Source organism: Photobacterium sanctipauli, from assembly GCF_003026495.1.
GTDB lineage: Bacteria > Pseudomonadota > Gammaproteobacteria > Enterobacterales > Vibrionaceae > Photobacterium > Photobacterium sanctipauli.
Genome location: NZ_PYMA01000002.1, coordinates 46,438 through 70,423 on the forward strand (window position 1 = coordinate 46,438; position 23,986 = coordinate 70,423).

The following is a 23,986-nucleotide window of genomic DNA, read 5'->3' on the forward strand; positions in this document are numbered from 1 at the left end:
TCATCCATTAACACTCGGTCTTATGATGACTTACGAACGCGTAAGTACCATTCAGACAACAAGCGAACCTGCTTGCGGGTGTAGCCTTTCTCCATCATGCGGGCAACGAAGTCGTCGTGCTTCTTCTGCTCTTCGGTAGAGGTTTTGGCATTGAATGAAATAACTGGAAGTAGCTCTTCGGTGTTCGAGAACATTTTCTTCTCGATAACCGTGCGAAGTTTTTCGTAGCTGGTCCAGTTCGGGTTTTTGCCTGCATTGCTCGCACGGGCACGCAATACGAAGTTGACGATTTCGTTACGGAAGTCCTTCGGATTACTGATACCGGCCGGTTTTTCAATTTTCTCCAATTCGTTATTAAGTGCCGCACGGTCAAATAGCTGACCGGTTTCAGGGTCACGGTACTCTTGGTCTTGGATCCAGAAGTCGGCGTAGCTGACGTAGCGGTCGAAGATATTCTGGCCGTACTCAGAGTAAGACTCTAGGTAAGCGGTTTGAATCTCTTTACCGATGAACTCAACATACTTAGGCGTTAGGAAACCTTTGAGGTGTTCTAGGTATTTTTCTGCCATCTCTTGCGGGAACTGCTCACGCTCGATTTGCTGTTCTAGTACGTAGAACAGGTGAACCGGGTTTGCTGCCACTTCAGAGTGGTCGAAGTTAAAGACGCGCGATAGGATCTTGAACGCGAAACGGGTCGACAGACCTGCCATACCTTCATCGACACCGGCATAATCGCGGTATTCTTGATAGGACTTGGCTTTAGGATCGGTGTCTTTCAGTGTTTCACCGTCGTAAACTCGCATCTTAGAGTAGAGGCTTGAGTTTTCAGGCTCTTTCAAGCGCGACAACACGGTAAAGCGAGCCAGGATCTCTAGGGTACTCGGTGAGCATGGTGCTGATGATAGCTCACTGTTCTGCAATAGTTTTTCGTAGATTTTGATCTCTTCCGAAACGCGTAGGCAGTACGGTACTTTTACAATGAAGACACGGTCTAGGAAGGCTTCATTGTTCTTGTTGTTGCGGAATGTCTGCCACTCGGATTCGTTTGAGTGGGCCAGGATGATACCGTCATACGGTAGGGCTGATAGGCCTTCTGTACCGTTGTAGTTACCTTCCTGGGTTGCCGTTAGTAGAGGGTGAAGCACTTTCAATGGTGCTTTGAACATCTCTACGAATTCCATCAGGCCTTGGTTTGCCTTACATAGCGCGCCTGAATAGCTGTAGGCATCCGGATCATCCTGAGAGAAGTGCTCTAGTTGGCGAATATCGACTTTACCTACCAGTGATGAAATGTCTTGGTTGTTCTCATCACCCGGCTCGGTTTTCGCGATACCCACTTGGTCTAGGATAGATGGGCGGACTTTAACGACCTTGAACTTGCTGATGTCACCGCCAAATTCGTGCAGGCGTTTCGCAGCCCACGGCGACATAATGGTATTCAAGTACCGCTGAGGGATACCGTACTCAGTATTGAGCAACTGACCGTCTTCGTTCTTGTCAAATAGGCAGAACGGATGGTCATTGACAGGGCTACGCTCGCCATTGGCAGTCAGTACATAAATTGGCACTTTCTGCATCAGGCTCTTCAGCTTCTCAGCGAGTGATGACTTACCACCACCCACAGGGCCTAGGAGGTATAGGATTTGCTTGCGCTCTTCCAAACCTTGGGCAGCGTGTTTTAAATAAGACACGATTTGCTCGATGGCATCTTCCATGCCATAGAAATCTTCGAATGTTTTGTAGCGAGAGATGACGCGGTTAGAAAAGAGTCGGCTCAAACGTGGGTCTTGAGCGGTATCGATCATTTCGGGTTCGCCGATAGCCATCAATAGACGTTCTGCGGCGTTTACATATGCACTGCGATCGTTGCGACAGATCTCAAGGAATTCTTGCAATGAAAGCTCTTCATCCTTGGCTTCTTCATAGCGCTGACGATAGTGGTCAAAAATACTCATGGTATGCCCCCTGAATCGTTCTTTAATCAATTAGAAAGGACGAAAACAAAATACTTTCACATCCCTCATAACTTAAGACTAGACCTAACTGATTAATTTGCTTGAGTGAGTTGTTGGTTTATAAACTAAATTTCCCTTTTACCTTTACCTAACGAGCTGCATGTTTTTCATACACATTCCTTACTATCCTCCTATAAATCGCGTTCTGCAAGTGTGAATGTTTAAAAAAACCTCATGAAGTTGTTATCGAACTGTGATCGCGGCGGTTGAAAAATTCATTAGTCGATAATTGCGAAATTTATTTCATAACCGGATTTAGTCACTGAAAGTAATGCATTTCATATGTGATAAATATCATGGCACGGTGCTTATGTGGCTCAAGATGGGTTTTTATTCTTTTGCTGTTTTTCGTACGTACTTGTGCCAATAAAACATGCTTGTGGAGGATGCTGGGCGTTTTAAATTTTGAGATGCAGGCTTGTTATTACTAATCGTGTTTATTTTGTGCGCGAAATCAAATGCCTTGGCTTAAGATAAAAAAGTGCTCATGATTGGGGGGAAGTGGTTGAATGAGTATTTCACGCGTCGATACTGTTTCGATACCTGTCTCAGACCAAGGTTTGGCATTGCAATTCTACCGGGACGCACTGGGTTTTGAATTGATACGCGATCATCAAGCCGATAATCAAAAACGCTGGATACAACTGGCGCCCAAAGGGGCAGAAACAACAATAAGCCTTGTCAGGCCTTTTGGCGGGATGGAAGCGGGATCCGTTCAGGGGTTGGTGGTACAAACCGATGATATTCATAGCACACACTATGAGTTATCAAGCAGGGGAGTGCCGTTATCTGAGATAGTCACCATTATTGGCGGGCGGTTTGCCACCTTCGCAGATCCGGATGGTAACGGCTGGGTATTGATAGAAGCCAACTCGCAGATGCTAGCCTAGTGGTAAACGTAAAACGAATAGCTGAGTGAAGTGTTGAAAGCGCCTTACCAGAATAGAAAGGCGCTTGTGACGTTTATTCGCTGTGGCCAGAAGTCTTAGCATTAGCAACCGCCAGGGGTTTTAGTTGTCGCCAAGAGTTTTAGCAGCTGCCAAGAGCTTTAGCCGTCGGCAGAAATATGAGCTAGCGACTAACTGATACCTGTGTTGTCAGGGTGTGGGACTCTCCTGGCGTCAAGGTGATGCTGTCCGGCTTATTCAGTGTAGATTCGACACATACCATGGTCTCAAAGCTATTATCTGCCATGTCACCCATGCTGTGCGAAAGCTCGGCCCAAGGGTTCCACAAAACAGCTGAATTGTGGCCGCTGTTTGTGATCACTAGCTTACGGCTATTGCCTGCATCATGAACCGTAATGGTATCTTCGGGTTGAGTGTAGACACGATCGACTTCTTGTTCGAAATGCAGTTGCTCACCGCCTTCTTCATGCTTGCCGCCTTGCGTGCTATCGATGTATTGGCTCCCCATACCCGTCACATGGGTCTGCTTGATATCTGCTACCGTAAAGTAGCTATGCAGTGCGCCGCCGAAGTGCCATGGGGTGCTATCGGTGTTGGTCGAGGTCAGGCTGACTTTCAAGCTGGCACCGATCTCGAAGGTCAGTACGTTATTGAACTTATGCGGCCAAAGAGCACGGGTGGCGTCGCTGTCTTCAAGGGTCAGGGCAACAATGACACCTTGGTCATTTTCGCGGTGCTCTTTCAAGGTCCACTCGCTATTGCGGGCAAAGCCATGCGATGGTGTTGCTACCTTACCAAACCATGGCCAGCATACCGGAATACCACCACGAATCGCCTTGGCTGTATCAAATTCTGCTTTTTCACTTAGCCAGATAACATCATTCTCACCTTTGGGCTTAAACCACACTAAGTGGCCGCCGTGTAATGAGATCCCTGCTTCTGCTGCTTCATGAATAATGCGAACAATCTTAATGCCGTTGTATTCACAAATTGTGACGGCATCCGACAAGGCTGTGAGTGTTGAAAGTTGACGTAAATCCATCATGCAACCCTTAATTTTTTGATTTATATACCTAATCACTCTCGCAACATGATCGGTGAACAACCGGTGCGGTAAGAGTATTTGGGTATATCATCAATATTTTTGACCTGAATAGGACGAGTAAGAAAAGCTCAGTTTTCAATATACTTATTTTTATTTAAAAAATATCTGCAAAAATTAAAATATATTTGTTAAATTTGTAAGTGGTTTTTAGCTTCTAAACTAGAGTAAATACGGGTTTTTGCTTTTATAGTCAGGAAAATGCACCTAGTTTGACTCGAACAGCAACACTTATAACTCGCGCCAAACGGCATGTCTATAGTGGGAAAGCACCGTCCTCCTATTTGCTAACTAGGCTAGCCATGTTGCAAACATACAAAAAAGGCGACACTGAAAGCGCCGCCTTTTGTCATTCTAGCTAAAAGCTTACATTACTTAGAGATGTGAGCGATTAGGTCAAGAACTTTGTTTGAGTAACCGATTTCGTTGTCGTACCAAGATACAACTTTAACGAAGTTATCAGTTAGCGCGATACCAGCTTTAGCATCGAATACAGAAGTCTGTACTTCACCGATGAAGTCCTGAGATACAACCTGATCTTCAGTGTAACCTAGAACACCTTTCAGCTCGCCTTCAGAAGCTTCTTTCATTGCTGCACAGATAGCTTCGTAAGATGCGCCAGTTTTTAGGTTAACTGTTAGGTCAACTACAGAAACGTTAGCAGTTGGTACGCGGAAAGCCATACCAGTTAGCTTGCCGTTTAGTTCTGGAAGAACAACGCCTACAGCTTTAGCAGCACCAGTTGAAGATGGGATGATGTTCTGAGAAGCACCACGACCACCACGCCAGTCTTTAGCAGAAGGACCGTCAACAGTCTTCTGAGTAGCAGTAGTAGCGTGAACAGTAGTCATAAGACCAGACTCGATGCCGAACTTGTCGTTAAGAACTTTAGCGATTGGTGCTAGGCAGTTCGTAGTACAAGAAGCGTTAGAAACGATGTCCTGACCTGCGTAAGTGTCTTGGTTAACACCCATTACGATCATTGGAGTCGCATCTTTAGAAGGACCAGTTAGAACAACTTTCTTCGCACCAGCAGTGATGTGCTGACGAGCAGTTTCGTCAGTTAGGAAGATACCAGTTGCTTCAGCAACAACGTCAACACCGATTTCGTCCCACTTAAGGTCAGTTGGGTTACGCTCTGCAGTTACGCGAACTGTTTTGCCGTTAACGATTAGGTTACCACCTTCAACTTCAACAGTACCGTTGAAGCGGCCGTGAGTTGAGTCGTACTTAAGCATGTAAGCCATGTACTCAACGTCGATTAGGTCGTTGATACCAACAACTTCGATGTCGTTACGCTCTACAGAAGCACGGAAAACAAAACGTCCAATACGGCCAAAACCGTTAATACCTACTTTGATAGTCATTACAGTTGCTCCACAACTTAATTTCTAATGAAAGATAACTGGTAGTAAAATTACAGAATCTAACGTGACGCTGCAAGTGAAAAACGAACTTAAATTGCGTGAGGTCAAAAAAAAGTTCGGATTTTTTTTACATTCCAACTACAACGCTGCAAATTCGTACAGCATTTGTATGAATATCCACCATTACCGTTATTAACTTTTAATATCGACACTTTGCTCAGGTAAAATATGCTTAAATGAGCAGTGAAGATGTAAAATCCTTTCGAGCAGAAAGTATGTGCCACAGTTCGACTAAATGGCAACCAATTTTCTGAATCGGATCTAGGTGAAATAGCAATAAGGATATGTAATGTCAGAAAAATCAGATACTTATTGGAAGGGAAAGTTAACTGATGAGCAATATCGAGTCTGCCGAGAGCAAGGAACAGAAGCGCCGTTCTCTGGCACACTCCTGCATAACCGCGAAACAGGCATCTATACTTGCACCTGCTGCGAGGCGCCGTTGTTCAACTCCGAAAGCAAGTATGATTCTGGTTGTGGGTGGCCGAGCTTTGATGCGCCAATCGAAAAAGACGCGATTCGCTACCTTGAGGATCACAGCCACGGCATGCACCGCATTGAAATTCGCTGTGCCAAGTGCGATAGCCATTTAGGCCATGTTTTCCCCGATGGTCCTAAGACCACCGGGGAGCGCTATTGTGTCAACTCTGTCTCGCTGATCTTCAACTCAGAGCCTGAAGCGTAATCTGCTGTTATAAGGTAGGTTAGCTGCTACATGGTGCTGTATGGTTTACTGCACCATGCTAGCTCTGAATTTGCCTCGCGCGATGGCTTCGGCTAAATCACCTGCTCGTTGATCTATGGCCTCGCGCTTTTGATCTGCCATTGGGTAAAAGGCAATGAGCTTGTCGCGACTGCCAATTTGCATTTCTAGCTCATTACCTATCATTGACCAAAGGTAGGCGAGCTCCGTGTCACCGCTCTGGTGGGCAATGGTCGCCAAGCTTTGGATGATCTCCGGTTTTACCTTCTCCCCTTTGTTGTATAACTCAAGCGCATGCTTGAGCAGTCCAACCGTCTTTTCTTTGTCGTTGGTCGTATAGAAGGTGGCTAATGCCAACTGCATATCGGGGGTTTCTAGTGCTGGGGTGCCTTCAAGCATTAGGAACTGGCGCAAAGCCCTTTTATCCCCCTGGCTCCAGCGATAATAAATGATTTCAGGATCGGTTGAATCAGCCAGCTCTTGGTTCAGGCGCTTGATAGAATCGTATGCACTGAGTAGGGCGCGGGTACGGTTGGTTTTTCTTTCTTTTAGCTCAGTCGGCTCGATACGTGCCGCATACTCCAAACATTTTTGGTAATCGTAAGTGAATTTCAGCTCTTTAAACTTCTCTGCGTCTGTTGGGTTTTTCAGCACATCATAGCGTTTCCATATCAGGGTTGTACGCTGCAACCGGCACTGGCCATCGTTTAAATTGGTATCGGCACAAAGCTGCGGGTTGGCTTCGCAGAGGCTATCTGTTGAGCGGTGCCTTTCGAAGCAGCCTGATAGCAGCAACAAGCTGACAAGCAGGCAAAGTGGTTTGATTGCGATTTGAAAAAGACGGTTCATATACGGTGCTGTGCTTTTTATTATGTTTATTAAGGCTGATATTAATTGTTGTAATAGTTACTGTACCAGAAGTTGTACTGAAATCGGGTTCCACGGCTGAAACACAGTGTGATCCCCTAAACATTTATCGACGTATTTTTGGCGAGCTTAAGGTTAAACTGATATACCAACCAGATAATTTGATAACAACTGGATAGTAAGTCACATGGATCTTGAAACTTTGCTCAACGCAATGACCCCAGAAGTATATAGCCGGATTTCCACTGCGGTTGAAATTGGCAAGTGGCCTGATGGCACGCCTTTGACTCAAGAGCAGCGTGATTCGGCAATGCAGGCTGTGATGCTCTACCAGTCGCGCCACAATACCGATGCCGCGCATATGACGGTAGAGGTTGGGGGAGAAATCAAGTTTAAGTCTAAGGCTGAGCTTAAGCGCGATTTTGCTGGCGAGGGCGGGGAAGATACGGCACAAGTTGATGAAATTGCCCGTTTTGGCCACGAGCAATTGTAGACATTAATTGACTACCCCTGGGTGCCAACAATGATTGGGTTGCAATAAAAGCCCGCCATTTCATGATCTTCCACACTGATCAAGTTGGCCACCCATGGCTCCTGCTCGATTGCCGCCAGGTAATGGTTGAGCTTTGGGTAGTTAGAGTAGCGCAGCCCCGCCATCCAGCCACTCCGGCAGACACTCCACAAACTGATCTCCGCCATCGATAGTTGGTCGGTAACAAACGCCTGTTCCGGTAATTGTTCTTCAAGGTAAGCCAACACGGGGGGCAGGTGGTGCTCGATACACAGTTCGAGTGCCTCTTCGTCGATGTCTTTGTCCAGTATCTTGCCGCGCAAAATTTTCTGGTAAAACATCACCCCGCCGATCAAGGATGTCAGCCTAGTGTCGGCATACTCTTCCAACCAACGTATTTGTGCTCTGGATGCGGCATCGCCGGGATAGAGTGGCGGTACCGGATAACAGTCATCGAGGTAGTGGGCAATGACCGTTGAGTCGATAATGCTCTGCCCGTTATGCTCCAGCACCGGGACCTTGCCCATTGGGTGGCGCTTTTGTGCGAGTTCTTTTTCCACGAAGGGGTTTAAGGGCTGTAGCTCGTAGCTGAGTCCTTTATAGGCGAGTGCCAGCATTATCTTTCTGACAAAAGGCGAGATAGAAGAGCCGTGGAGGATCATCGTCATGACTTTGCCTGCGTAAATATCAATAACACAAAGTGTAGACGAGAAAAAAACAACTTAGCTGTTCAGCTGTGGCTAGTGGCGGAAAAAGAAAAGCGAGGACATGGGCCCCCGCTTATTGCTATTTGGTGAAAATCACCGATTAGATTGACAGCTCACCACGTAGGTCTTGCTGCATTAGGCTTCTTACCGTTTCGGTCGGTAGCGCTTGGCTGAGCAGGAAGTGCAGTTTTGCCAATGCGGCTTCTGGTGTCATGTCAAACCCGCTCAGTACCCCGGCATCTGCCAAGGCGCAGCCCGTGGCGTAACCGCCCATGTTAACCTTGCCGGATAGGCACTGGGTCAGGTTCATGACGATCACCCCGCGATCGCTGGCTTCTTTTAGTTGCTCAAGCAGCTCAGGGTTTTGAGGCGCATTACCCACCCCAAAGGTAAGCAGGATCATCGCATTCACCGGCTGGCGCAGGGTATTGCGGATCACTTCTGGCGAAATGCCTGGGTACATAGTGATCACACCAATCGGCTGAGGCGTGATGTTATGGACTTTGAATTCACCTTCGGGCTTTTTGTCTAGCTCGACATTGTTAAGCTGGATATTGATACCCGCTTCTAGCAACGGCGGTAGGTTTGGCGAAATAAAGGCGCCGAAACCATCGGCGTGCGCCTTGGTACTACGGTTACCGCGGATCAACTTGTTGTTGAAGAAAACGGTCACTTCGTTGATTGGGTAGTTTGCCGCGACGTGCAAAGCATTGAGCAAGTTGCTTTGGCCATCTGAACGCAGCTCCGCCAATGGGATTTGCGAGCCGGTAACAATCACTGGCTTATCGAGGTTTTCGAACATAAATGACAGGGCAGAGGCGGTATATGCCATGGTATCCGTACCATGTAGGATCACAAAACCATCATACTTGTCGTAGTTCGCTTTAATATCATCAGCAATGCGCTGCCAATCCGCTGGCGTCATATCCGAGGAATCGATTAGGGGATCATATTCATGGATAGTGAATTTAGGCATTTCTGCACGATGGAATTCTGGCATGCTTTCAAGCTGTTTTTCCATGAAGCCGGCAACAGGGATGTACCCGTGCTGTGACTTCTGCATGCCAATTGTGCCGCCTGTGTAGGCGATATAAATGTGTTTTCTTTCCATATGAAGGTACAGAATTATCGGTTTGGTGGCCGCATTATACGGCTAACAGCTATTAAAAAAAGCCCGGCGTTGCCGGGCTGATCTCACTTTTCGATATTGATACAGTTTATACAGAACGCATATTGCCCTTTTGGATCATCAAAGTTACCAAGGGCGGTTAGGTCTGTTACAACTTGTTGTGTAACTGGTTGCAATGACTTTGGAATATCTCCAAGTATAGCAGAGGCGATAAAGGCACGGGCCTCAGAGGTAAACTGCTGCATGAACATCTCTGCGGTGCTCAGCGGCTCGGCCATCCAGCGCAGTTCATAGCTGTCTAGCTGGGCAAGTTCAACGGCGGCGTTGACAGCATCGTCAAAATCCCCCAATTCGTCGACCAGGCCAAGCTTAAGTGCATCTTTACCTGTCCATACCCGGCCTTGGGCAATGCTGTCAGCTTGCTCTAGAGACATATTGCGGTATTCGCTCACCAAGCCGATAAAGCGTTGGTAGCCGTGCTCAATACCAAGCTGGAACACTTGGGCAACCCCTTCGGGCAGCTCGCGAGTGACACCGACACCCGAGAACGGGGTGGTGCCCACGCCGTCGCTGTAGATGCCCATTTTCTCCAAGCCTTTTTCAAAGGTGGTTAAAATCGCAAAGATACCGATGGAGCCAGTGATGGTGGTTGGCTGGGCCAAGATGCGATCTGCACTGGATGAAATCCAGTAACCGCCCGATGCCGCAAGGCTCGACATTGATACAACGACAGGCTTGCCGGCATGTTTTAGGGCGTCAACCTCATTGCGGATAACTTCTGAGGCAAATGCACTGCCGCCCGGGCTGTCGACACGCAGGATCACCGATTTCACTTTGTCGTCTAGGCGGGCTTCGCGAAGCAGGGCGGCGGTTGAGTCTCCGCTAACCGTGCCTTTGCGCTGGCCGCCGTCGACGATAGCACCGCTAGCCACAACCACGGCAACTTGGTTTTCGCTTGGCAGATCGGTACTGATAACCGTTGGCTGGTAATCGTAGTAGCTAATCTGGTTGAAGCTACTTTCGCCGTTGCTACCAAACTCGTCAATTAATTGCTTGCGCAGGGCTGGGCGGGTGATCAATTCGTCAACCAAGCCGAGTTTTAGGCTGAGCTCGGCAAAATCGCCGTTTACCGCTTTTAGTTGCTCGATAAAGCTCTCTAGCTCTGGGGTGAGCACCGATGCATCGATTTGGCGGTTTGCTGCCACGTCAGAGGTATAGCCTTGCCATAACTGATTTAGCCAAACGGTATTGGCTTCTCGGGCTTCGTCAGACATACCGTCGAGGGTGTACGGCTCAACAAACGACTTGTAGGTGCCGACACGGAAAACATGGGTATTCACATCCAGCTTTTCTAGCAAGCTCTTGTAGTACAGGCTGTAGCTGCCGTAACCCGTTAGCAGTACTCCGCCATCCGGTGACATGAAGACCTTATCGGCAAACGTCGATAGGTAATATTGGCTTTGCTTGTAGTTATCGCCGATGGCATAAACGGGTTTGCCCGCCTGCTTGAACTCTTCGATTGCTTTGGCGATATAGCGCATCTTGGTCAGGTTTGTTTCAGCCATTCCCCTCAGGTTCAATACCAATCCGGTAATGCGGTTATCGGTTGATGCCGCTCGAATGGTATCAACGATATCAAACAAGACATTTTCTTTAACTTGTGGTTGGCCGAGAGCGTTGCTGGTGATGGCGTCGACAGGGCTTACGAAGTTTCGCTGCTCAACAATTGGACCGCTTAGGTCTAGAACCAAGGCTGCTTCATCAGGTACAACCGGCTCTTCACCACTTTGCGTGAAGGCAAAGATTAGTACACCCACGATCAGAAGGAAGATCAGGTTAATAATTAGCTGGCGGGTAAAGCTAATCAGCTTCCAGATCCCACGGAACAGTTTGGCTATTCCTTTAAATATCACTTTCATGAAAGTTCCTGATTATGTGTTCGGTATTATTTCTATCCTAACTTAGTAAACAAGGAATTACAGTAATAAATCGATTGACCAAGGTGTAGGCCGGGGACTTTTGCGGTTAGCCTATCAAGAATAAGCAACGTGAAAATAATGGCCAAAGGTTAGATCCAAATCAAACTGGTGTTAATTTTATGTAAACAAGTGTTTGATTAAAGTTTGTCCTCTTCATATACTGGTCAGACCATAACAACAAAAGAATGGAAGCCATGGACGATAAAACTTACCCTCATTTGTTAGCGCCGTTAGATCTTGGTTTCACTCAATTACGTAATCGTGTGTTGATGGGATCAATGCATACCGGGCTGGAAGAGTCCCGTGACGGATTCAAGAAACTCGCTGCTTTCTATGCGGCCCGCGCCAAGGGCGGTGTCGGCCTGATTGTGACTGGCGGCTTTTCCCCTAACTTTCGCGGCCGCCTGCATCCGCTAAGTGCTGAGTTTAGCTCTGCCAGAGCGGCTCGTGCGCACCGTGTCATTACTGATGCCGTCCATGAAGAAGGCGGCAAAATTGCCTTACAGCTGCTTCATGCCGGGCGCTATGCCATGCACCCGTTTGCCGTTAGTGCTTCTGCGATTAAGTCGCCCATTTCCAAATTTACCCCAAGCCAAATGAGTGAGCGGCAGATCTACAAAACCATTGAGGCCTTTGCCCGCAGTGCCGAGCTGGCTCGCGAAGCTGGCTATGATGGTGTTGAGTTGATGGGGTCGGAAGGTTACCTCATCAACCAGTTTATTTGTAAGCGCTCGAACCACCGTTACGATGATTGGGGCGGTAGCTATGAAAACCGTATCCGTTTTCCGCTTGAGTTGGTGAAGGCGGTTCGTGCCCGGGTTGGGCGTGACTTTATTATTGTATTCCGCCTGTCGATGCTGGACCTGGTTGAGCAGGGCAGTACCCACGAGGAAGTGGTTCAGCTGGCGAAACTGCTAGAGCAGGCAGGCGTCTCTATCTTGAATACTGGCATTGGCTGGCACGAGGCAAGGGTACCCACCATTGCCACCCAAGTGCCGCGGGCGGCGTTTGCCTGGGTAACCGAAAAGTTGAAGTCGGAAGTCTCGATCCCGCTGGTAACCTGTAACCGAATCAATACCCCGCAGGTGGCTGAAGATATTTTATCGACCAACCAAGCCGACATGGTGTCAATGGCACGGCCGTTCCTCGCTGATCCGGACTTTGTGATGAAAGCCGAGCAAGACCGTGCCGACGATATCAATACCTGTATCGGTTGCAACCAAGCCTGCCTTGACCATGTCTTTGTCGGCAAGCGAGCAAGTTGCTTGGTGAACCCGCAAGCCTGTTACGAAACTGAGTTGGTGCTGACTCCAGCAGCGAGTAGCCGCCGTATTGCCATTGTGGGCGCGGGCCCGGCAGGGATGGCGACCGCAGTAGCTGCTGCCGAGCGTGGCTTCCAAGTCGACTTGTTTGAGAAAAATGATTATGTCGGCGGTCAGTTTAATTTGGCGATGCAGATCCCCGGCAAGGAAGAGTTCAAGGAAACTATCCGCTACTTTACCCGCCGTCTTGAGCAGACCAATGTCAATGTGAAGCTGGGCCATGGCGTGACAGCCGAGGAGCTGTCTGGCTATGACGAAGTGATTGTGGCGACGGGGGTGCAGCCGCGCAAGCCACCGATACCGGGCGTTGACCACGAAAAAGTGATCGATTACCAAACCCTGATACGCGATAAGGTACAGCTTGGTCAAAAAGTGGCGGTGATTGGTGCCGGCGGGATTGGGGTCGATGTGTCTACCATGCTGACCGAGCCAGAGCACCAAGCATTGGACGACTGGCTGAAAGACTGGGGTATTGATAAAGACATTGACCACGCGGGCGGTTTGTATCCGCATGATGAGTATGTGAGCCAGCGCCAAGTTTGGCTAATGCAGCGTAAGCCTGGCAAGGTCGGTAAGGGGCCGGGTAAAACAACGGGTTGGATCCACCGCAAGGTGCTTGAAAAGCGCGGCGTCGAACTGCTTGCGGGCGTGAGCTACGATCGCATTGACGACAGCGGCTTGCATATTACGGTTGAAGGGCAGTCGCGGGTGCTGGATGTCGACAATATCGTGCTGTGTGCCGGGCAGACCTCGGTCGAGGAATTGTCCGACAAGCTAAAAGCCAACAACATCAATGTGCATGTGATTGGTGGGGCAGACGTCGCAGGCGAGGTTGATGCCAAGCGGGTGATCCGCCAAGGCATGGAGCTAGCGGCAAAGCTATAGGCGATCGGTTCTATGGTTCTAAAGTCACCTTGTGAAAGCATTGCTAAGCAAGGCTAGTCTATTAGAACCATAGAACCATAGAACCATAGAACCATAGAACCATAGAACCATTAGTAATATCCCACTATTTCTCAGTGGATTTGCTCCGCAAGAATTATGCTATCGTCGGTATAGGACAAAATTTCATTATGAGGTAGTTATGGATGCACTCACCCTATTGCTTAATCGACGTTCGTTACCCAAGCTCGTTGCCCCTGCGCCGGAAGGCGAGGCATTAGAGGCGATTTTCCAAGCGGGTTTACGCGCACCGGATCACGCCGGTTTAACCCCTTGGCGTTTTATCGTATCCCAAGGCGAAGAAGGGTTAGGCAAGCTGTCCGATATCTTGGTGGAGGCGGCCAAAGCCGATGGTGCCGATGAGGCCGTTATCGAAAAGGCCGCGAAATCGCCTTTTCGGGCACCCATGGTGATCACCGTGGTGGCCAAAGTCACCGAGCACGAGAAAGTGCCGACTATCGAGCAGCACTTATCAGCGGGGTGTGCGACGCAAGCTATGCAGATGGCAGCGGTAGCCCAAGGTTTTTCTGGCTTTTGGCGTACCGGCAAATGGGCCTACCACCCGATGGTACGCGAGGCACTTGGGGTACAAGGTGATGATCTTATTGTTGGCTTCCTTTACATCGGTAGTGCAGGTTGCCGCGATGCGAAGGCGCCAGCCAGGGATTTAACCCAGTTTGTTGAATACCTCTAAGCGCTATTGGCGGTAAAGTTAACCATCAGGGGAAGCTAAAATGCTTCCCCTTTTTGATCCAGAATGATGACACTGCCAGATCGCAGGAGTAGAATCCTCGCTCTTGTAAAAATTTTTCGGAGCGTGTCATGGAAAATGTTCGTCTAACTCAATACAGCCACGGAGCAGGGTGTGGTTGTAAAATTTCTCCTCAAGTACTTGATACTATTCTTCGATCGCAGCTCGCTCCATTCGCGGATCCAAACCTGCTAGTTGGTAACGAAAGTAAAGATGATGCCGCGGTTTACGATCTTGGCAATGGTACTGCGGTTGTGAGTACTACCGATTTCTTCATGCCTATCGTTGATAACCCTTATGATTTTGGTCGCATTGCCGCCACTAACGCTATCAGCGATATCTACGCGATGGGTGGTAAGCCAATCATGGCCATTGCGATTTTAGGCTGGCCGGTCAATGTGTTGGCGCCGGAAATTGCCCAGCAGGTGATTGAAGGTGGCCGTGCGGTGTGCCGTGAAGCGGGTATTTCTCTGGCTGGCGGCCACTCTATTGACGCCCCTGAGCCTATTTTTGGCTTGGCGGTAACCGGTATTGTGGATACCGACCGCGTGAAGCGCAACAACCAAGCAGAAGCGGGTTGCAAACTGTACCTGACCAAGCCGTTGGGTATTGGTGTGCTGACCACCGCTGAGAAAAAGTCCAAGCTAAAAGAAGAGCACCAAAACCTTGCTCGTGATTGGATGTGCGCATTGAACAAGCCAGGCGTGGATTTTGCCGATGTGGCTGGTGTTAAGGCCATGACCGACGTAACCGGCTTCGGCTTGATGGGCCACCTTAACGAGATTTGTGAAGGTAGCGGCTTGAAGGCTACTATCCAGTTTGATCAGGTCCCGCATTTACCAGGTGTTTTTGATTACATTGCAGAAGGCTGTGTACCGGGTGGCACAGGGCGTAACTTTGACAGTTACGGCCACCGCCTAGGTGAAATGACTGAGCAGCAAAAAGCGCTATTGTGTGATCCGCAAACGTCGGGTGGTTTGTTGTTGGCGGTTACCCCAGATGCCGAGCAGGAAGTACAGGACGTGGCTAAGAAGCATGGCATCACCTTGAATGCGATCGGTGAGCTTACCAAAGCAGCCGATGATCAAGCTGTACTGATTGAGATTTGCTAATTATGTCACGCCCAAACTGTGAAGATTTCCAGCAGCTGTTTGTTAATGATACGCCGTTGATGGATATGCGTGCCCCGATTGAATTTGCTCAGGGTGCGTTTCCAACCTCGGATAACCGACCGCTAATGCAAGATGATGAGCGAGAGGCGGTTGGCACCTGCTACAAGGAGCAAGGCCAGCAGGCAGCGATTGCCTTGGGGCATGAATTGGTTAATGGTGAGGTGAAAGCCCAGCGCGTTGCCCAATGGAAGGCGTTTTGTGAAGCAAACCCTAACGGCTACCTGTACTGTTTCCGTGGCGGGTTGCGTTCGCGTATTACCCAGCAGTGGTTGCAAGAAGCCGGCATTGACTACCCAATGGTTGTGGGGGGGTACAAAGCCCTGCGCCGCTACCTTATCGATACCATTGATGCTGTGGCAGCCAAGCCGATGACCTTGATTGGTGGCAATACCGGTTGCGGCAAAACTATCATGGTCAACGAAGTCGACAATGCCATCGACTTGGAAGGTGCGGCAAACCACCGGGGATCGTCGTTCGGGCGTTATGTCACCCCGCAGCGCACCCAGATCGATTTTGAGAATGTGCTGGCTGTGGCGATGTTGAAAAAGCAGGCGGCAGGCCACGATCACCTTGTCTTCGAAGATGAAGGCAAGATCATCGGTTCGGTTAGCGTACCCTTGTCGATCAACCAAGCAATGCAGCAAGCGCCAATTGCCATTGTCGATGATCCGCTGGACGTACGCCTTGAGCGCTTGCTTGATGACTATGTCGTGCGCATGCAGCGCGATTTTGTCGCTCAATATGGCGAAGAAGACGGTTGGCAAAAGTTTGCGGAGTACCTTGAAAGAGGGATGTTCAGCATTCGCAAGCGCCTGGGTTTCCAGCGCTACGAAGAACTATTGCTCGTTCAGCAAAACGCGGTAAAAGCGATGCAATCGTCCGGCTCGCTTGAGCGCCATTATGATTGGCTAAGCTTGTTGCTTGAGCAGTACTACGATCCAATGTACACCTACCAGTTGGGCAAGAAAGCCGATCGCATCGTGTTCCGTGGTGAATACGATGAGGTCAAAGCGTGGCTGGCTGAAAACGCGCGCTAACTGCAATTTTAGCGGTGCGGGTATCGAGCCTTCACCGCTATCAATTTTATTGCTGTCAGTCTTTCCACAATGATTCTTTGCGCAACTCAAACGCTACTCTCGAAACTTTTCCCTTCGATTTTAAACTGTATCTATATCCAGTATTTCTTGTTCTGATGGCTGTTTTCTCATATAGTTCAAAGTAATGAAACCCTACTAAGAACAATTGCTCCAGTCCCATGACGCGTCTTTATATTGCAGAAAAACCCAGCCTTGGCCGTGCGATAGCGGCTGTATTGCCTCGCCCTCATAAGAGCCAAAATGGCTATATCGAGTTGGGGAATGGCGATATTGTCACTTGGTGTATCGGCCACTTGTTAGAGCAGGTTGAGCCGGATGCCTATGACGAGAAATACAAGAAATGGAACATGGCCGATCTGCCGATTGTGCCGGAGCAGTGGCAACTATCTCCGCGTAAGTCAGCCAAGCAGCAGTTGGCGGTTGTCCGTAAACTCTGCAAGCAAGCGACCGAGGTGGTGCATGCGGGCGACCCTGATCGCGAAGGGCAACTGCTGGTGGACGAGGTGATTGATTACGTCAAGCTTGCCCAAGGCAAGAAAGCCAATATGCAGCGCTTGCTGATTTCCGACCTGAATCCGGCAGCGGTTAAGCGCGCGTTGGGCAAAATGCGCAGCAACCGCGACTTTATTCCGTTGTCAGTCTCGGCGTTGGCGCGCTCGCGGGCGGATTGGCTTTACGGCATGAACATGACCCGCGCCTATACCCTATTGGGGCAAAAAGGGGGCTACCGCGGCGTTCTGTCGGTTGGCCGAGTCCAAACACCGGTGCTGGGGTTGGTGACGCGCCGCGATGATGAAATTGCCAATTTCGTTCCCAAGCCCTTTTTTGAGCTGTTCGCGTTGATCCCTTATCAGGACATGACTATCCGTGCCCGCTGGAAGCCGAGCGAAGCCTGCCAGCCATGGATGGACGAAGAAGGAAGGGTGCTTAACCGTAAATTGTGTGAAAACGTCGTCAGCCGAATCAAAGGCCAGCCGGCAGAGGTAACGGCGTCAGAGCGTAAGGAAACCAAGCAGAATGCGCCGTTGCCTTATTCGTTATCGGCGTTGCAAATCGATGCCGCCAAGCGGTTTGGCATGAGCGCGGCTGATGTATTGGCAAATTGTCAGGCGTTATATGAAAAGCACAAAGTGATCACTTACCCTCGCTCGGACTCACGCCATTTGCCGATGGATCACTTCAAGCAGGCAAACGATGTATGCCAAGCGGTGGCCAATAATGACCAAAGCCTAAGCCAGGCGGTGGCTGGGGCGGATACTTCAATAAAGTCAAAAGCTTGGAATGATAAAAAAGTGGATGCCCACCATGCCATTATTCCAACACCCAAGTCGATTAATGCCGCGTCGCTCAGTGCCTCTGAGCAGAAGGTGTACCAACTGATCGCAAGGCAGTACCTGATGCAGTTTTATCCACCGGCGGTATACAGCGAGGCCAAGCTTGAATTTACCATTGCGGGGGGCTTGTTTGTTGCCCGAGGGCGGCAGTTGATGTCTCCGGGCTGGCGCCAGCTGCTTGGCCGCGATGATTCAGCGAAAGAAACGGACCTTGCCGACAAAGTCCCGCCATTGGACAAGGGCACGGTTTTGACCTGCCAAGATGGCGAGATCAAAGACAAAATGACCGAGCCACCCAAAGCTTTTACCGAAGCGACCTTATTGCAGGCCATGACCGGGATTGCCCGCTTTGTTTCTGATAACTCGTTAAAGAAAATTTTGCGAGATACCGATGGCTTGGGTACCGAAGCGACCCGGGCGGGGATTTTGGATGTCCTCTTTAAGCGCCAATTGTTGATGCGCCAAGGCAAGAATATCCATGCGACAGAGGCGGGGCGCGGGCTGATCTATGCGTTGCCTGATGAGTCGACCTACCCTGATATGACTGCCCACTGGGAGCACCAGCTGCAGGACATGGCCGACAAGAAATGTGCCTATAAGCCGTTCATGGATGCCCTTGAGCAGCAAGTGTCGGCACTGATGGAAAAAGTAAAGCACAGTGAAGTACCGCAAAGTTTGCGAGACTTAAAATCCCCAGAGCCATTTAAGGGCAAGAAACGCCGCTATAACAAAGGCGGGGCAAAGAAAAGCACTGGTTCAAAAGGGCGTAGCCGGGCATCATCAGGTGGCCGTAAACCCAAGAGTTAGTAATAGTGTCTATACCCATCTTGAAGTAGCTAGGGTATAGATCGTTGATATATAGAATTTATATCGGCTTTATTGGGTATCGGCTAGCGGCAGTGTTGGCACATGAAGTACTGGTTTCTCCCGTTTGACTTGGCTTCATAAAGAGCATGATCGGTCTGCTCGAAAAATTGGCTTGGGGTGCGAAAAGACGATGGAATGATGGTGCAGCCACCAATGCTCACCGTCACGATATTCGGTGCACTGTCTGCCCCTTTTGTGCGGTGCAGCTGAAGATCTTGAATGGAGTGCAAAGCCCGCTTCGCCGCATATTTTGCTGCATGATGATCCTGTCCCGGAAGCAAAAGTACAAACTCTTCGCCGCCATAGCGGGCAAACAATGCCCCGGCGCGTCTTTCAAGGCTTGCCAGGCAAGTGGCTACCGCCTTCAGGCAATCATCCCCGGCGGCATGGCCATAGCTGTCGTTGTATAGCTTGAAGTTATCAACATCAATGATTAGCAAAGACAGTGGCAGTTGGTGGCGCTCTGCCCGGCGCCACTCCTCGCTGAACCTTTCATCAAATACCCGGCGGTTGGCGACATCAGTGAGGGCGTCAAGGCGGGATATCTTTTCAAGTTTTTCATTGGCTTGCTGTAACTCTTCGGTACGCTGGGCAACGATGAGCTCAAGGTCGGTATTGAGTTGCTTGAGTTTCTCCTCTGCCTGGCGACGGACTAAATGCTGCGACACAATAAAGCCGAACTGCTTGAGCAATTGCTGGTGGTTGTTGTGCAACGGCATTCCACTAAGCAGGTTGTCGCATGCTATCCAGCCGATGGGGGTGTCTTCATCCCACAGCGAGATATAGCCATTCCAGCCAAAGCCGACTTGCTTGAAGTCGTGGTAGAGCGGGGTGTCATGCTGTACCGCGAAATATTCCTTGTTGGTGAGGGTACGGTTTGAAAACCATTGGTCGGGGATCCCGGCCTCAAAATAGTGTTCATCCACGGTATTGCCGTGGATATCAGTCCCATATGTCCCGTGCATCTTTTGATTTTCATTGAACAAGAAGATGGCCATCCGGTCGATTTTCAACGACTTCTTTGCTTCATCGACGGCGGTATACAGCATGTCATCGACAGACTCTGCCCGCCAAAGCTTGAAGGAGATATCGTGCAGTGCTTGCAGCTGCTGCTGCAAACTATTCTGCTCATCGATGCTAATTTTTAATTCCCGCTCGGCTGTGCGCCGACCGCTATGCTCGTCTTGAATACTGGCATTGATCAAGGAAGAATCGAGCTCAGAGGCAATGAGTGTGGCAAGCGCGATGAAGTCATTACCAGTAATATTTTCGTTAGTGACACTCTTGGGTAAGTCGAAAATTAAGCAGCCGATAATGGTAGAGCGGCGCTCTATCGGTAGCAAGAAGCGTCTGGCGGTATCGAATTCGGTAACTGTAGGGTGGCGTTGGCGGATAGCTTTGGTGATTTGGTAAAAAGGCACAAGATTGTCGTCAGCGATCTCATCGGGTGGGAACTGGTAATGAATACCGTCTTGCCGCATCTCCAACAAGGATCGCCAGCGGGATTTATAAGCAACAACCAACTGTGCCTTCTCGACGCCAAAGCTCAAGAACAAGTTGCGGCTGGTTAGCTCGCAAATGGTGCGCAAGCCATGGGCTTTTGCCCACTGTGAGAGTATTCGCTGATAAAAGCTATTGAGCTGATCATGTTGTGCCAACGTCAGGGTATCCCATTTATTCTTATTGATTTCTTAGGTCATTGTTACGGATTTAGCCGCTAAAAATGATTGCTGACGACACAGAATGCAATTCTTATGCATGGTAATTGGTAAATTTGCGAGTCATTACACAAGTTGGAAAGCGCGTAATTACATTGAGAAATAGCTTTATTCCTTATGGGTATTTTGGGGGGCCTTGGTTAGTTACCAAGGCAGGTAGTTCCCCTGATAGTCCATAAACAAGCCTGAGTCAGCTTCGCCCACACTATCAATAACTTGCTTCAACCCTTTGGCCGATGTCTGGGTATCAATCAAAGCATTCGGCCCGCCCATTTCGGTTTGTACCCAGCCGGGATGAAGGGCAATACAGATAATGCCTTGTGGTAATAGGTCGTTGGAGAGGCTTTTCACCACGGAGTTAAGGGCCGCTTTCGATGAGCGGTAGATGTAGCCACCGCCGCTGGTGTTTTCAGCCATGCTGCCGACTTTGGATGAGAGGCAAGCGACAACACCCGGTTGGTTAGCTTTAAGCTGCGGGTAAAAGGCTTCAACCAACTTGAGTGGGGCTATGGTATTGATTTCAAATACTTTGCGCCATTCATCTGCATCGGTATTACCAAATCCGTAGCCCTTGGGGCCGTAATAGCCTGCATTGTTGACCAGCAAGTCAAAGCTTATCGCCTTTAAAGACTGACTGAGTTGCTCAATAGCGTGATGGTCGGTGACATCCAGTTCGCTAACAAAGAGGTGCTCGTGGATACGTTGCAATGCAGTGAGCTCGGGGGCTTGGGTTATATCACGGCAGGTGGCGTAGACCGACCAGCCACTTTTTAGGTAAAGCTCGGTTAGGGCAAGGCCGATGCCTCGGTTTGCACCTGTAATTAGGACATGTTGGGTCATAGGGCTTTCAGCTAATTAAGATAATTTGAGTATAAAAATAGCGGATGTATCGAAACTAAGACAGTCATATTTTATCGAACACTCTAAATTTTAGGTGTCAGTATTCATATAGGTAAGGGAAGACGATGCCGTTAGCACCAATTTTGCTTGCATCCATTGTTGCGGTGACCACCATAGTCGGTTGTGCCGAAAGCCGGCATGAGAAACTCGCCGAGCTAGGGTTTACCCGTAACTATCTTGATGGTTATCAAGACGGCTGCAGCAGCAGAAAATTGGCCGCGAGAACACACCAGGAAGGGTTTAGACGCGATCCGGAAAGAATGGAAACTGACAACCGATATGCCAATGGCTGGTCGGATGGATTTGAGCAATGCTTTGCTAGCAATCAAGAGTATCATTAGCCACTAGCCTGCCGACAGAAGAACAAAAAAGAAGCCGCAATCATGCGGCTTCTTTCGTTGTAGCTTGGGGTGGCTGTCCTGCCTACTTAGGCGTGTAGAAGCGCTTCATTTCGTGCATTGCTTGCATCAGCGTCGATAATTTAGGCTTTGCGGCGTCCAGCTGCTGGTAGTCTTGGTCGTAAACGCGGTAATTGCCGTACTTATCGACCACCGTTGTCGTCTTAGGCTGGATCATCACAATGTCATCATTGTTACCGGCAAGCAACCAACGGCGCTTGGGGTTAACCTTAAACAAGCTGGTACCGCTGCTATAAGCAGAAGTCGGTGCCGTTGTACTCAATACCGATTCCATGATTGTAGGCACTAGATCAAGGTGGCTGGTTTGTCGCTTGGTGACTGAGGCAACACTATCAGGCCAGTGGATGATCATCGGTACTTTCAGTTGGTATTGGCTGTAGTTGGTATTTGCCCCCCAACTGTTCGAGCCGGTTTCATTGAATTCAGTGCCGTGGTTGGCCGTGATAACCACAATGGTGTTATCCATTTGGCCTTGCGCCACCAGTTGATCGAAGATGGTAATTAGCTGCTCGTCAATATAATGGGCAGCATTCTTGTAGCTGTTCTTGAACAGGGTGTTGGTGTCTTGCCCTTGGGTATCATTTGAACCCAGTGACGGTTCAAAAACAGGGACGTAGTCTCCACCTTCTTCGAAGTTTTCAACACTGGTAAGCTCGATATAGCTAAACCATGGTGAATCCGTCGGCTGCTCTGTTAGCCATGCCGTCCAGTCGCTGATGGCTTGTGGGTCGCCAGTACCTTCGGTGGCTTCAGGTAATGCTTGCTTGCTAAAGATCGCGTCCTGGTAAATAGGCTCATCCAAGCCATTGCCACTGAATGCACCAAACTGGTAGCCGCGCTTTTCAAGGGTATTAAGCATAAGTGGCTGCTTACTCGCCGAGCGGATACTGTTGTAATAACTACTCGGCAAGCCATAGAACAGGCCGAATAAACCGGAGTCATTGTCGTTGCCACTGCTGTAGTGGTTGGTGTAGTTCAGGTTTTGCTCGGCAAAGGCCGACAGGTATGGCATGACTTCTGGTTTAACCATGTCGCTGCGCAAACCATCGATCATCAACACCAGAATGTTCTGCTGCGTACCCGGATCGCGGAAGCTCATTTTTTCCAGCGGGTAGCGGATCTGATCGCTATCTTCAACACCTTGGGCGTTGAGGCGCTCAGTGTATTCTTTGCGGTCAAGCAGGCCGTGTTTTTCCATGAATGTTTTCGCGGTCATCGGGTATGACAGCGGGAAATTCGAACGCTGGACCGTTACCGGGCGATATAAATTAGCATCGGCCCAGATATAAATAAGGTGGCTGCTGATAAAGCAGACCCCGAAAACCATGGCAATAGGCACGCCAACGTGTTTTCGGGTGAGTTTTCGCAGTTTACGCCATAGCCATTCTGACAGCACCAGCTGGAGCAGGAAAATTACCGGTACGGTAATAAACAAGTATTGCCAGCGGGCATTCAGTTCTGTTCTTTCTCCACTTAGCAGCAAATCCCAAACGAGTGGGCTTAGGTGTAGCTCCAAAGACTCGTAGGCATGGGTATCTAACAACAAGGTTGTCAGGCCGATGGTGCCAACCAATACCGCAAACAGGCGCATAAGGCGCTGCGACGGGATCAAAAAGCTAGCCGGAAATAGGATCAGAATATAGAAGCCAAAGACAAGGAACCCAAAATGGCCAACCCAGCTAAAGGCAAGGTAGGCTTGACCCAAAAGGGTTTCGGGCCATTCAGAGTGCACAATATAACGCGTGCCAAGTAGCATGGCGGCGATGATATTAAAGAAACTGAACCAGTGTCCCCAGCTAATCAGCTGGGAGACTTTGTCTTTGTAGTTGTTACCGCTGGAGACCATATATGTCAGTGTTTCCCAGTCTTATCTTGCTATAACGTAAGCAAACAAGATTAATCTTCTTTGATTGAGGATTGCAGGGCTTGTGCGAATTTATCTGCAATTGCCTTCCTTTGCGCTGCAGGCACGTCTGAATTAATGATGTTAGTCGCAATATTACCAACGATCATCAGAGCAAGCTCTGCTGAAGCATCGTGCTTCTCTAGTACATCGAACATATCTTCAATGATTTGTTCAACTTTTTTATTGCTGTATTTTGAAGTAATAGGCATA

General features: G+C 49.2%; 20 protein-coding genes. 9 read left to right on the forward strand and 11 right to left on the reverse strand.

Translation table 11 applies throughout. The features are described from left to right. Positions 1-20 precede the first annotated feature (20 nt). Positions 21-1,955, reverse strand: coding sequence for a PrkA family serine protein kinase (locus tag C9I98_RS03480; RefSeq protein ID WP_107271585.1), 1,935 nt, complete (start codon positions 1,953-1,955; stop codon positions 21-23). A 569-nt stretch (positions 1,956-2,524) separates the two neighbouring features. Between C9I98_RS03480 and C9I98_RS03485 the strand changes: the two genes are divergently transcribed. Beyond that, on the forward strand, positions 2,525-2,905 hold the full coding sequence (locus C9I98_RS03485) for a VOC family protein (protein WP_036819555.1): 381 nt from the start codon (positions 2,525-2,527) through the stop codon (positions 2,903-2,905). 181 nt (positions 2,906-3,086) lie between these two features. Here C9I98_RS03485 and C9I98_RS03490 read toward each other — a convergent pair whose 3' ends face one another. Next, positions 3,087-3,965 (reverse strand): D-hexose-6-phosphate mutarotase, encoded by an 879-nt coding sequence (locus tag C9I98_RS03490; protein ID WP_036819556.1) that lies wholly within the window; start codon positions 3,963-3,965, stop codon positions 3,087-3,089. A 431-nt stretch (positions 3,966-4,396) separates the two neighbouring features. Continuing rightward, entirely contained in the window at positions 4,397-5,392 is a 996-nt protein-coding gene (gene gap / locus C9I98_RS03495) for a type I glyceraldehyde-3-phosphate dehydrogenase (RefSeq protein WP_036821804.1), read from the reverse strand. Positions 5,393-5,741: 349 nt separating this feature from the next. Here gap and msrB point away from each other — a divergent pair, with 349 nt between their 5' ends. Further along, entirely contained in the window at positions 5,742-6,137 is a 396-nt protein-coding gene (gene msrB / locus C9I98_RS03500) for a peptide-methionine (R)-S-oxide reductase MsrB (RefSeq protein ID WP_036821807.1), read from the forward strand. A 45-nt stretch (positions 6,138-6,182) separates the two neighbouring features. On the opposite strand, the gene C9I98_RS03505 is transcribed toward msrB, so the two are convergent. Further along, a complete protein-coding gene (locus C9I98_RS03505; protein WP_036821810.1) occupies positions 6,183-7,004 on the reverse strand; it encodes a DUF2989 domain-containing protein in 822 nt (273 codons plus the stop codon). 205 nt (positions 7,005-7,209) lie between these two features. Between C9I98_RS03505 and C9I98_RS03510 the strand changes: the two genes are divergently transcribed. Next, entirely contained in the window at positions 7,210-7,515 is a 306-nt protein-coding gene (locus C9I98_RS03510; protein WP_107271586.1) for a YeaC family protein, read from the forward strand. Positions 7,516-7,526: 11 nt separating this feature from the next. Here C9I98_RS03510 and C9I98_RS03515 read toward each other — a convergent pair whose 3' ends face one another. The 3 genes from C9I98_RS03515 to sppA form a co-directional block, all read right to left on the reverse strand. Continuing rightward, positions 7,527-8,201, reverse strand: a complete 675-nt coding sequence (locus C9I98_RS03515) for a glutathione S-transferase family protein (RefSeq protein ID WP_245907082.1) — start codon at positions 8,199-8,201, stop codon at positions 7,527-7,529. A gap of 139 nt (positions 8,202-8,340) precedes the next feature. Further along, entirely contained in the window at positions 8,341-9,351 is a 1,011-nt protein-coding gene (gene ansA, locus C9I98_RS03520) for an asparaginase (RefSeq protein ID WP_036832019.1), read from the reverse strand. Positions 9,352-9,434: 83 nt separating this feature from the next. After that, complete coding sequence (gene sppA / locus C9I98_RS03525; protein ID WP_036832016.1) at positions 9,435-11,288, reverse strand: signal peptide peptidase SppA; 1,854 nt, start codon at positions 11,286-11,288, stop codon at positions 9,435-9,437. Positions 11,289-11,542: 254 nt separating this feature from the next. On the opposite strand from sppA, the gene C9I98_RS03530 reads away from it, so the two are divergent. From C9I98_RS03530 to C9I98_RS03550, 5 genes are all read left to right on the forward strand, one after another. Continuing rightward, complete coding sequence (locus tag C9I98_RS03530; RefSeq protein ID WP_036832015.1) at positions 11,543-13,555, forward strand: NADPH-dependent 2,4-dienoyl-CoA reductase; 2,013 nt, start codon at positions 11,543-11,545, stop codon at positions 13,553-13,555. Between the two features lie 199 nt (positions 13,556-13,754). Next, positions 13,755-14,306, forward strand: coding sequence for an NAD(P)H nitroreductase (locus tag C9I98_RS03535; RefSeq protein ID WP_036832012.1), 552 nt, complete (start codon positions 13,755-13,757; stop codon positions 14,304-14,306). 128 nt (positions 14,307-14,434) lie between these two features. After that, on the forward strand, positions 14,435-15,475 hold the full coding sequence (gene selD / locus C9I98_RS03540; protein ID WP_036832009.1) for a selenide, water dikinase SelD: 1,041 nt from the start codon (positions 14,435-14,437) through the stop codon (positions 15,473-15,475). A gap of 2 nt (positions 15,476-15,477) precedes the next feature. Then, positions 15,478-16,572 carry a tRNA 2-selenouridine(34) synthase MnmH gene (gene mnmH / locus C9I98_RS03545; RefSeq protein ID WP_036832007.1) on the forward strand — a complete coding sequence of 365 codons (1,095 nt, stop codon included), beginning with the start codon at positions 15,478-15,480 and terminating at the stop codon, positions 16,570-16,572. Positions 16,573-16,790: 218 nt separating this feature from the next. Continuing rightward, positions 16,791-18,773: a DNA topoisomerase III gene (locus C9I98_RS03550; protein ID WP_107271587.1), complete on the forward strand. Its 1,983-nt coding sequence runs from the start codon at positions 16,791-16,793 to the stop codon at positions 18,771-18,773. Positions 18,774-18,856: 83 nt separating this feature from the next. On the opposite strand, the gene C9I98_RS03555 is transcribed toward C9I98_RS03550, so the two are convergent. Both C9I98_RS03555 and C9I98_RS03560 read right to left on the reverse strand, forming a co-directional pair. Continuing rightward, entirely contained in the window at positions 18,857-20,491 is a 1,635-nt protein-coding gene (locus C9I98_RS03555) for a sensor domain-containing diguanylate cyclase (RefSeq protein WP_107271588.1), read from the reverse strand. A 204-nt stretch (positions 20,492-20,695) separates the two neighbouring features. After that, positions 20,696-21,391, reverse strand: a complete 696-nt coding sequence (locus C9I98_RS03560; protein ID WP_036817473.1) for an SDR family oxidoreductase — start codon at positions 21,389-21,391, stop codon at positions 20,696-20,698. Positions 21,392-21,516: 125 nt separating this feature from the next. On the opposite strand from C9I98_RS03560, the gene C9I98_RS03565 reads away from it, so the two are divergent. Then, on the forward strand, positions 21,517-21,792 hold the full coding sequence (locus tag C9I98_RS03565) for a hypothetical protein (protein WP_036817472.1): 276 nt from the start codon (positions 21,517-21,519) through the stop codon (positions 21,790-21,792). 82 nt (positions 21,793-21,874) lie between these two features. Here the strand turns inward: C9I98_RS03565 and C9I98_RS03570 are convergent, their stop codons facing one another. Beyond that, positions 21,875-23,716, reverse strand: a complete 1,842-nt coding sequence (locus C9I98_RS03570) for a DUF3413 domain-containing protein (protein WP_036817471.1) — start codon at positions 23,714-23,716, stop codon at positions 21,875-21,877. Positions 23,717-23,766: 50 nt separating this feature from the next. Beyond that, positions 23,767-23,985 (reverse strand): YejL family protein, encoded by a 219-nt coding sequence (locus tag C9I98_RS03575; protein WP_036817470.1) that lies wholly within the window; start codon positions 23,983-23,985, stop codon positions 23,767-23,769. Position 23,986: the final 1 nt, after the last annotated feature.

What these genes read in the sequence shown, in the direction of transcription:
- ansA (WP_036832019.1), bottom strand. Translation starts at nt 9,351, where the DNA reads ATGGAAAGAAAACACATTTATATCGCCTACACAGGCGGCACAATTGGC.
- gap (WP_036821804.1), bottom strand. Translation starts at nt 5,392, where the DNA reads ATGACTATCAAAGTAGGTATTAACGGTTTTGGCCGTATTGGACGTTTT.
- C9I98_RS03550 (WP_107271587.1), top strand. Translation starts at nt 16,791, where the DNA reads ATGACGCGTCTTTATATTGCAGAAAAACCCAGCCTTGGCCGTGCGATA.
- C9I98_RS03530 (WP_036832015.1), top strand. Translation starts at nt 11,543, where the DNA reads ATGGACGATAAAACTTACCCTCATTTGTTAGCGCCGTTAGATCTTGGT.
- C9I98_RS03505 (WP_036821810.1), bottom strand. Translation starts at nt 7,004, where the DNA reads ATGAACCGTCTTTTTCAAATCGCAATCAAACCACTTTGCCTGCTTGTC.
- C9I98_RS03515 (WP_245907082.1), bottom strand. Translation starts at nt 8,201, where the DNA reads ATGACGATGATCCTCCACGGCTCTTCTATCTCGCCTTTTGTCAGAAAG.
- C9I98_RS03480 (WP_107271585.1), bottom strand. Translation starts at nt 1,955, where the DNA reads ATGAGTATTTTTGACCACTATCGTCAGCGCTATGAAGAAGCCAAGGAT.
- C9I98_RS03575 (WP_036817470.1), bottom strand. Translation starts at nt 23,985, where the DNA reads ATGCCTATTACTTCAAAATACAGCAATAAAAAAGTTGAACAAATCATT.
- C9I98_RS03485 (WP_036819555.1), top strand. Translation starts at nt 2,525, where the DNA reads ATGAGTATTTCACGCGTCGATACTGTTTCGATACCTGTCTCAGACCAA.
- C9I98_RS03535 (WP_036832012.1), top strand. Translation starts at nt 13,755, where the DNA reads ATGGATGCACTCACCCTATTGCTTAATCGACGTTCGTTACCCAAGCTC.
- C9I98_RS03565 (WP_036817472.1), top strand. Translation starts at nt 21,517, where the DNA reads ATGCCGTTAGCACCAATTTTGCTTGCATCCATTGTTGCGGTGACCACC.
- C9I98_RS03510 (WP_107271586.1), top strand. Translation starts at nt 7,210, where the DNA reads ATGGATCTTGAAACTTTGCTCAACGCAATGACCCCAGAAGTATATAGC.
- msrB (WP_036821807.1), top strand. Translation starts at nt 5,742, where the DNA reads ATGTCAGAAAAATCAGATACTTATTGGAAGGGAAAGTTAACTGATGAG.
- mnmH (WP_036832007.1), top strand. Translation starts at nt 15,478, where the DNA reads ATGTCACGCCCAAACTGTGAAGATTTCCAGCAGCTGTTTGTTAATGAT.
- C9I98_RS03560 (WP_036817473.1), bottom strand. Translation starts at nt 21,391, where the DNA reads ATGACCCAACATGTCCTAATTACAGGTGCAAACCGAGGCATCGGCCTT.
- C9I98_RS03490 (WP_036819556.1), bottom strand. Translation starts at nt 3,965, where the DNA reads ATGGATTTACGTCAACTTTCAACACTCACAGCCTTGTCGGATGCCGTC.
- sppA (WP_036832016.1), bottom strand. Translation starts at nt 11,288, where the DNA reads ATGAAAGTGATATTTAAAGGAATAGCCAAACTGTTCCGTGGGATCTGG.
- selD (WP_036832009.1), top strand. Translation starts at nt 14,435, where the DNA reads ATGGAAAATGTTCGTCTAACTCAATACAGCCACGGAGCAGGGTGTGGT.
- C9I98_RS03570 (WP_036817471.1), bottom strand. Translation starts at nt 23,716, where the DNA reads ATGGTCTCCAGCGGTAACAACTACAAAGACAAAGTCTCCCAGCTGATT.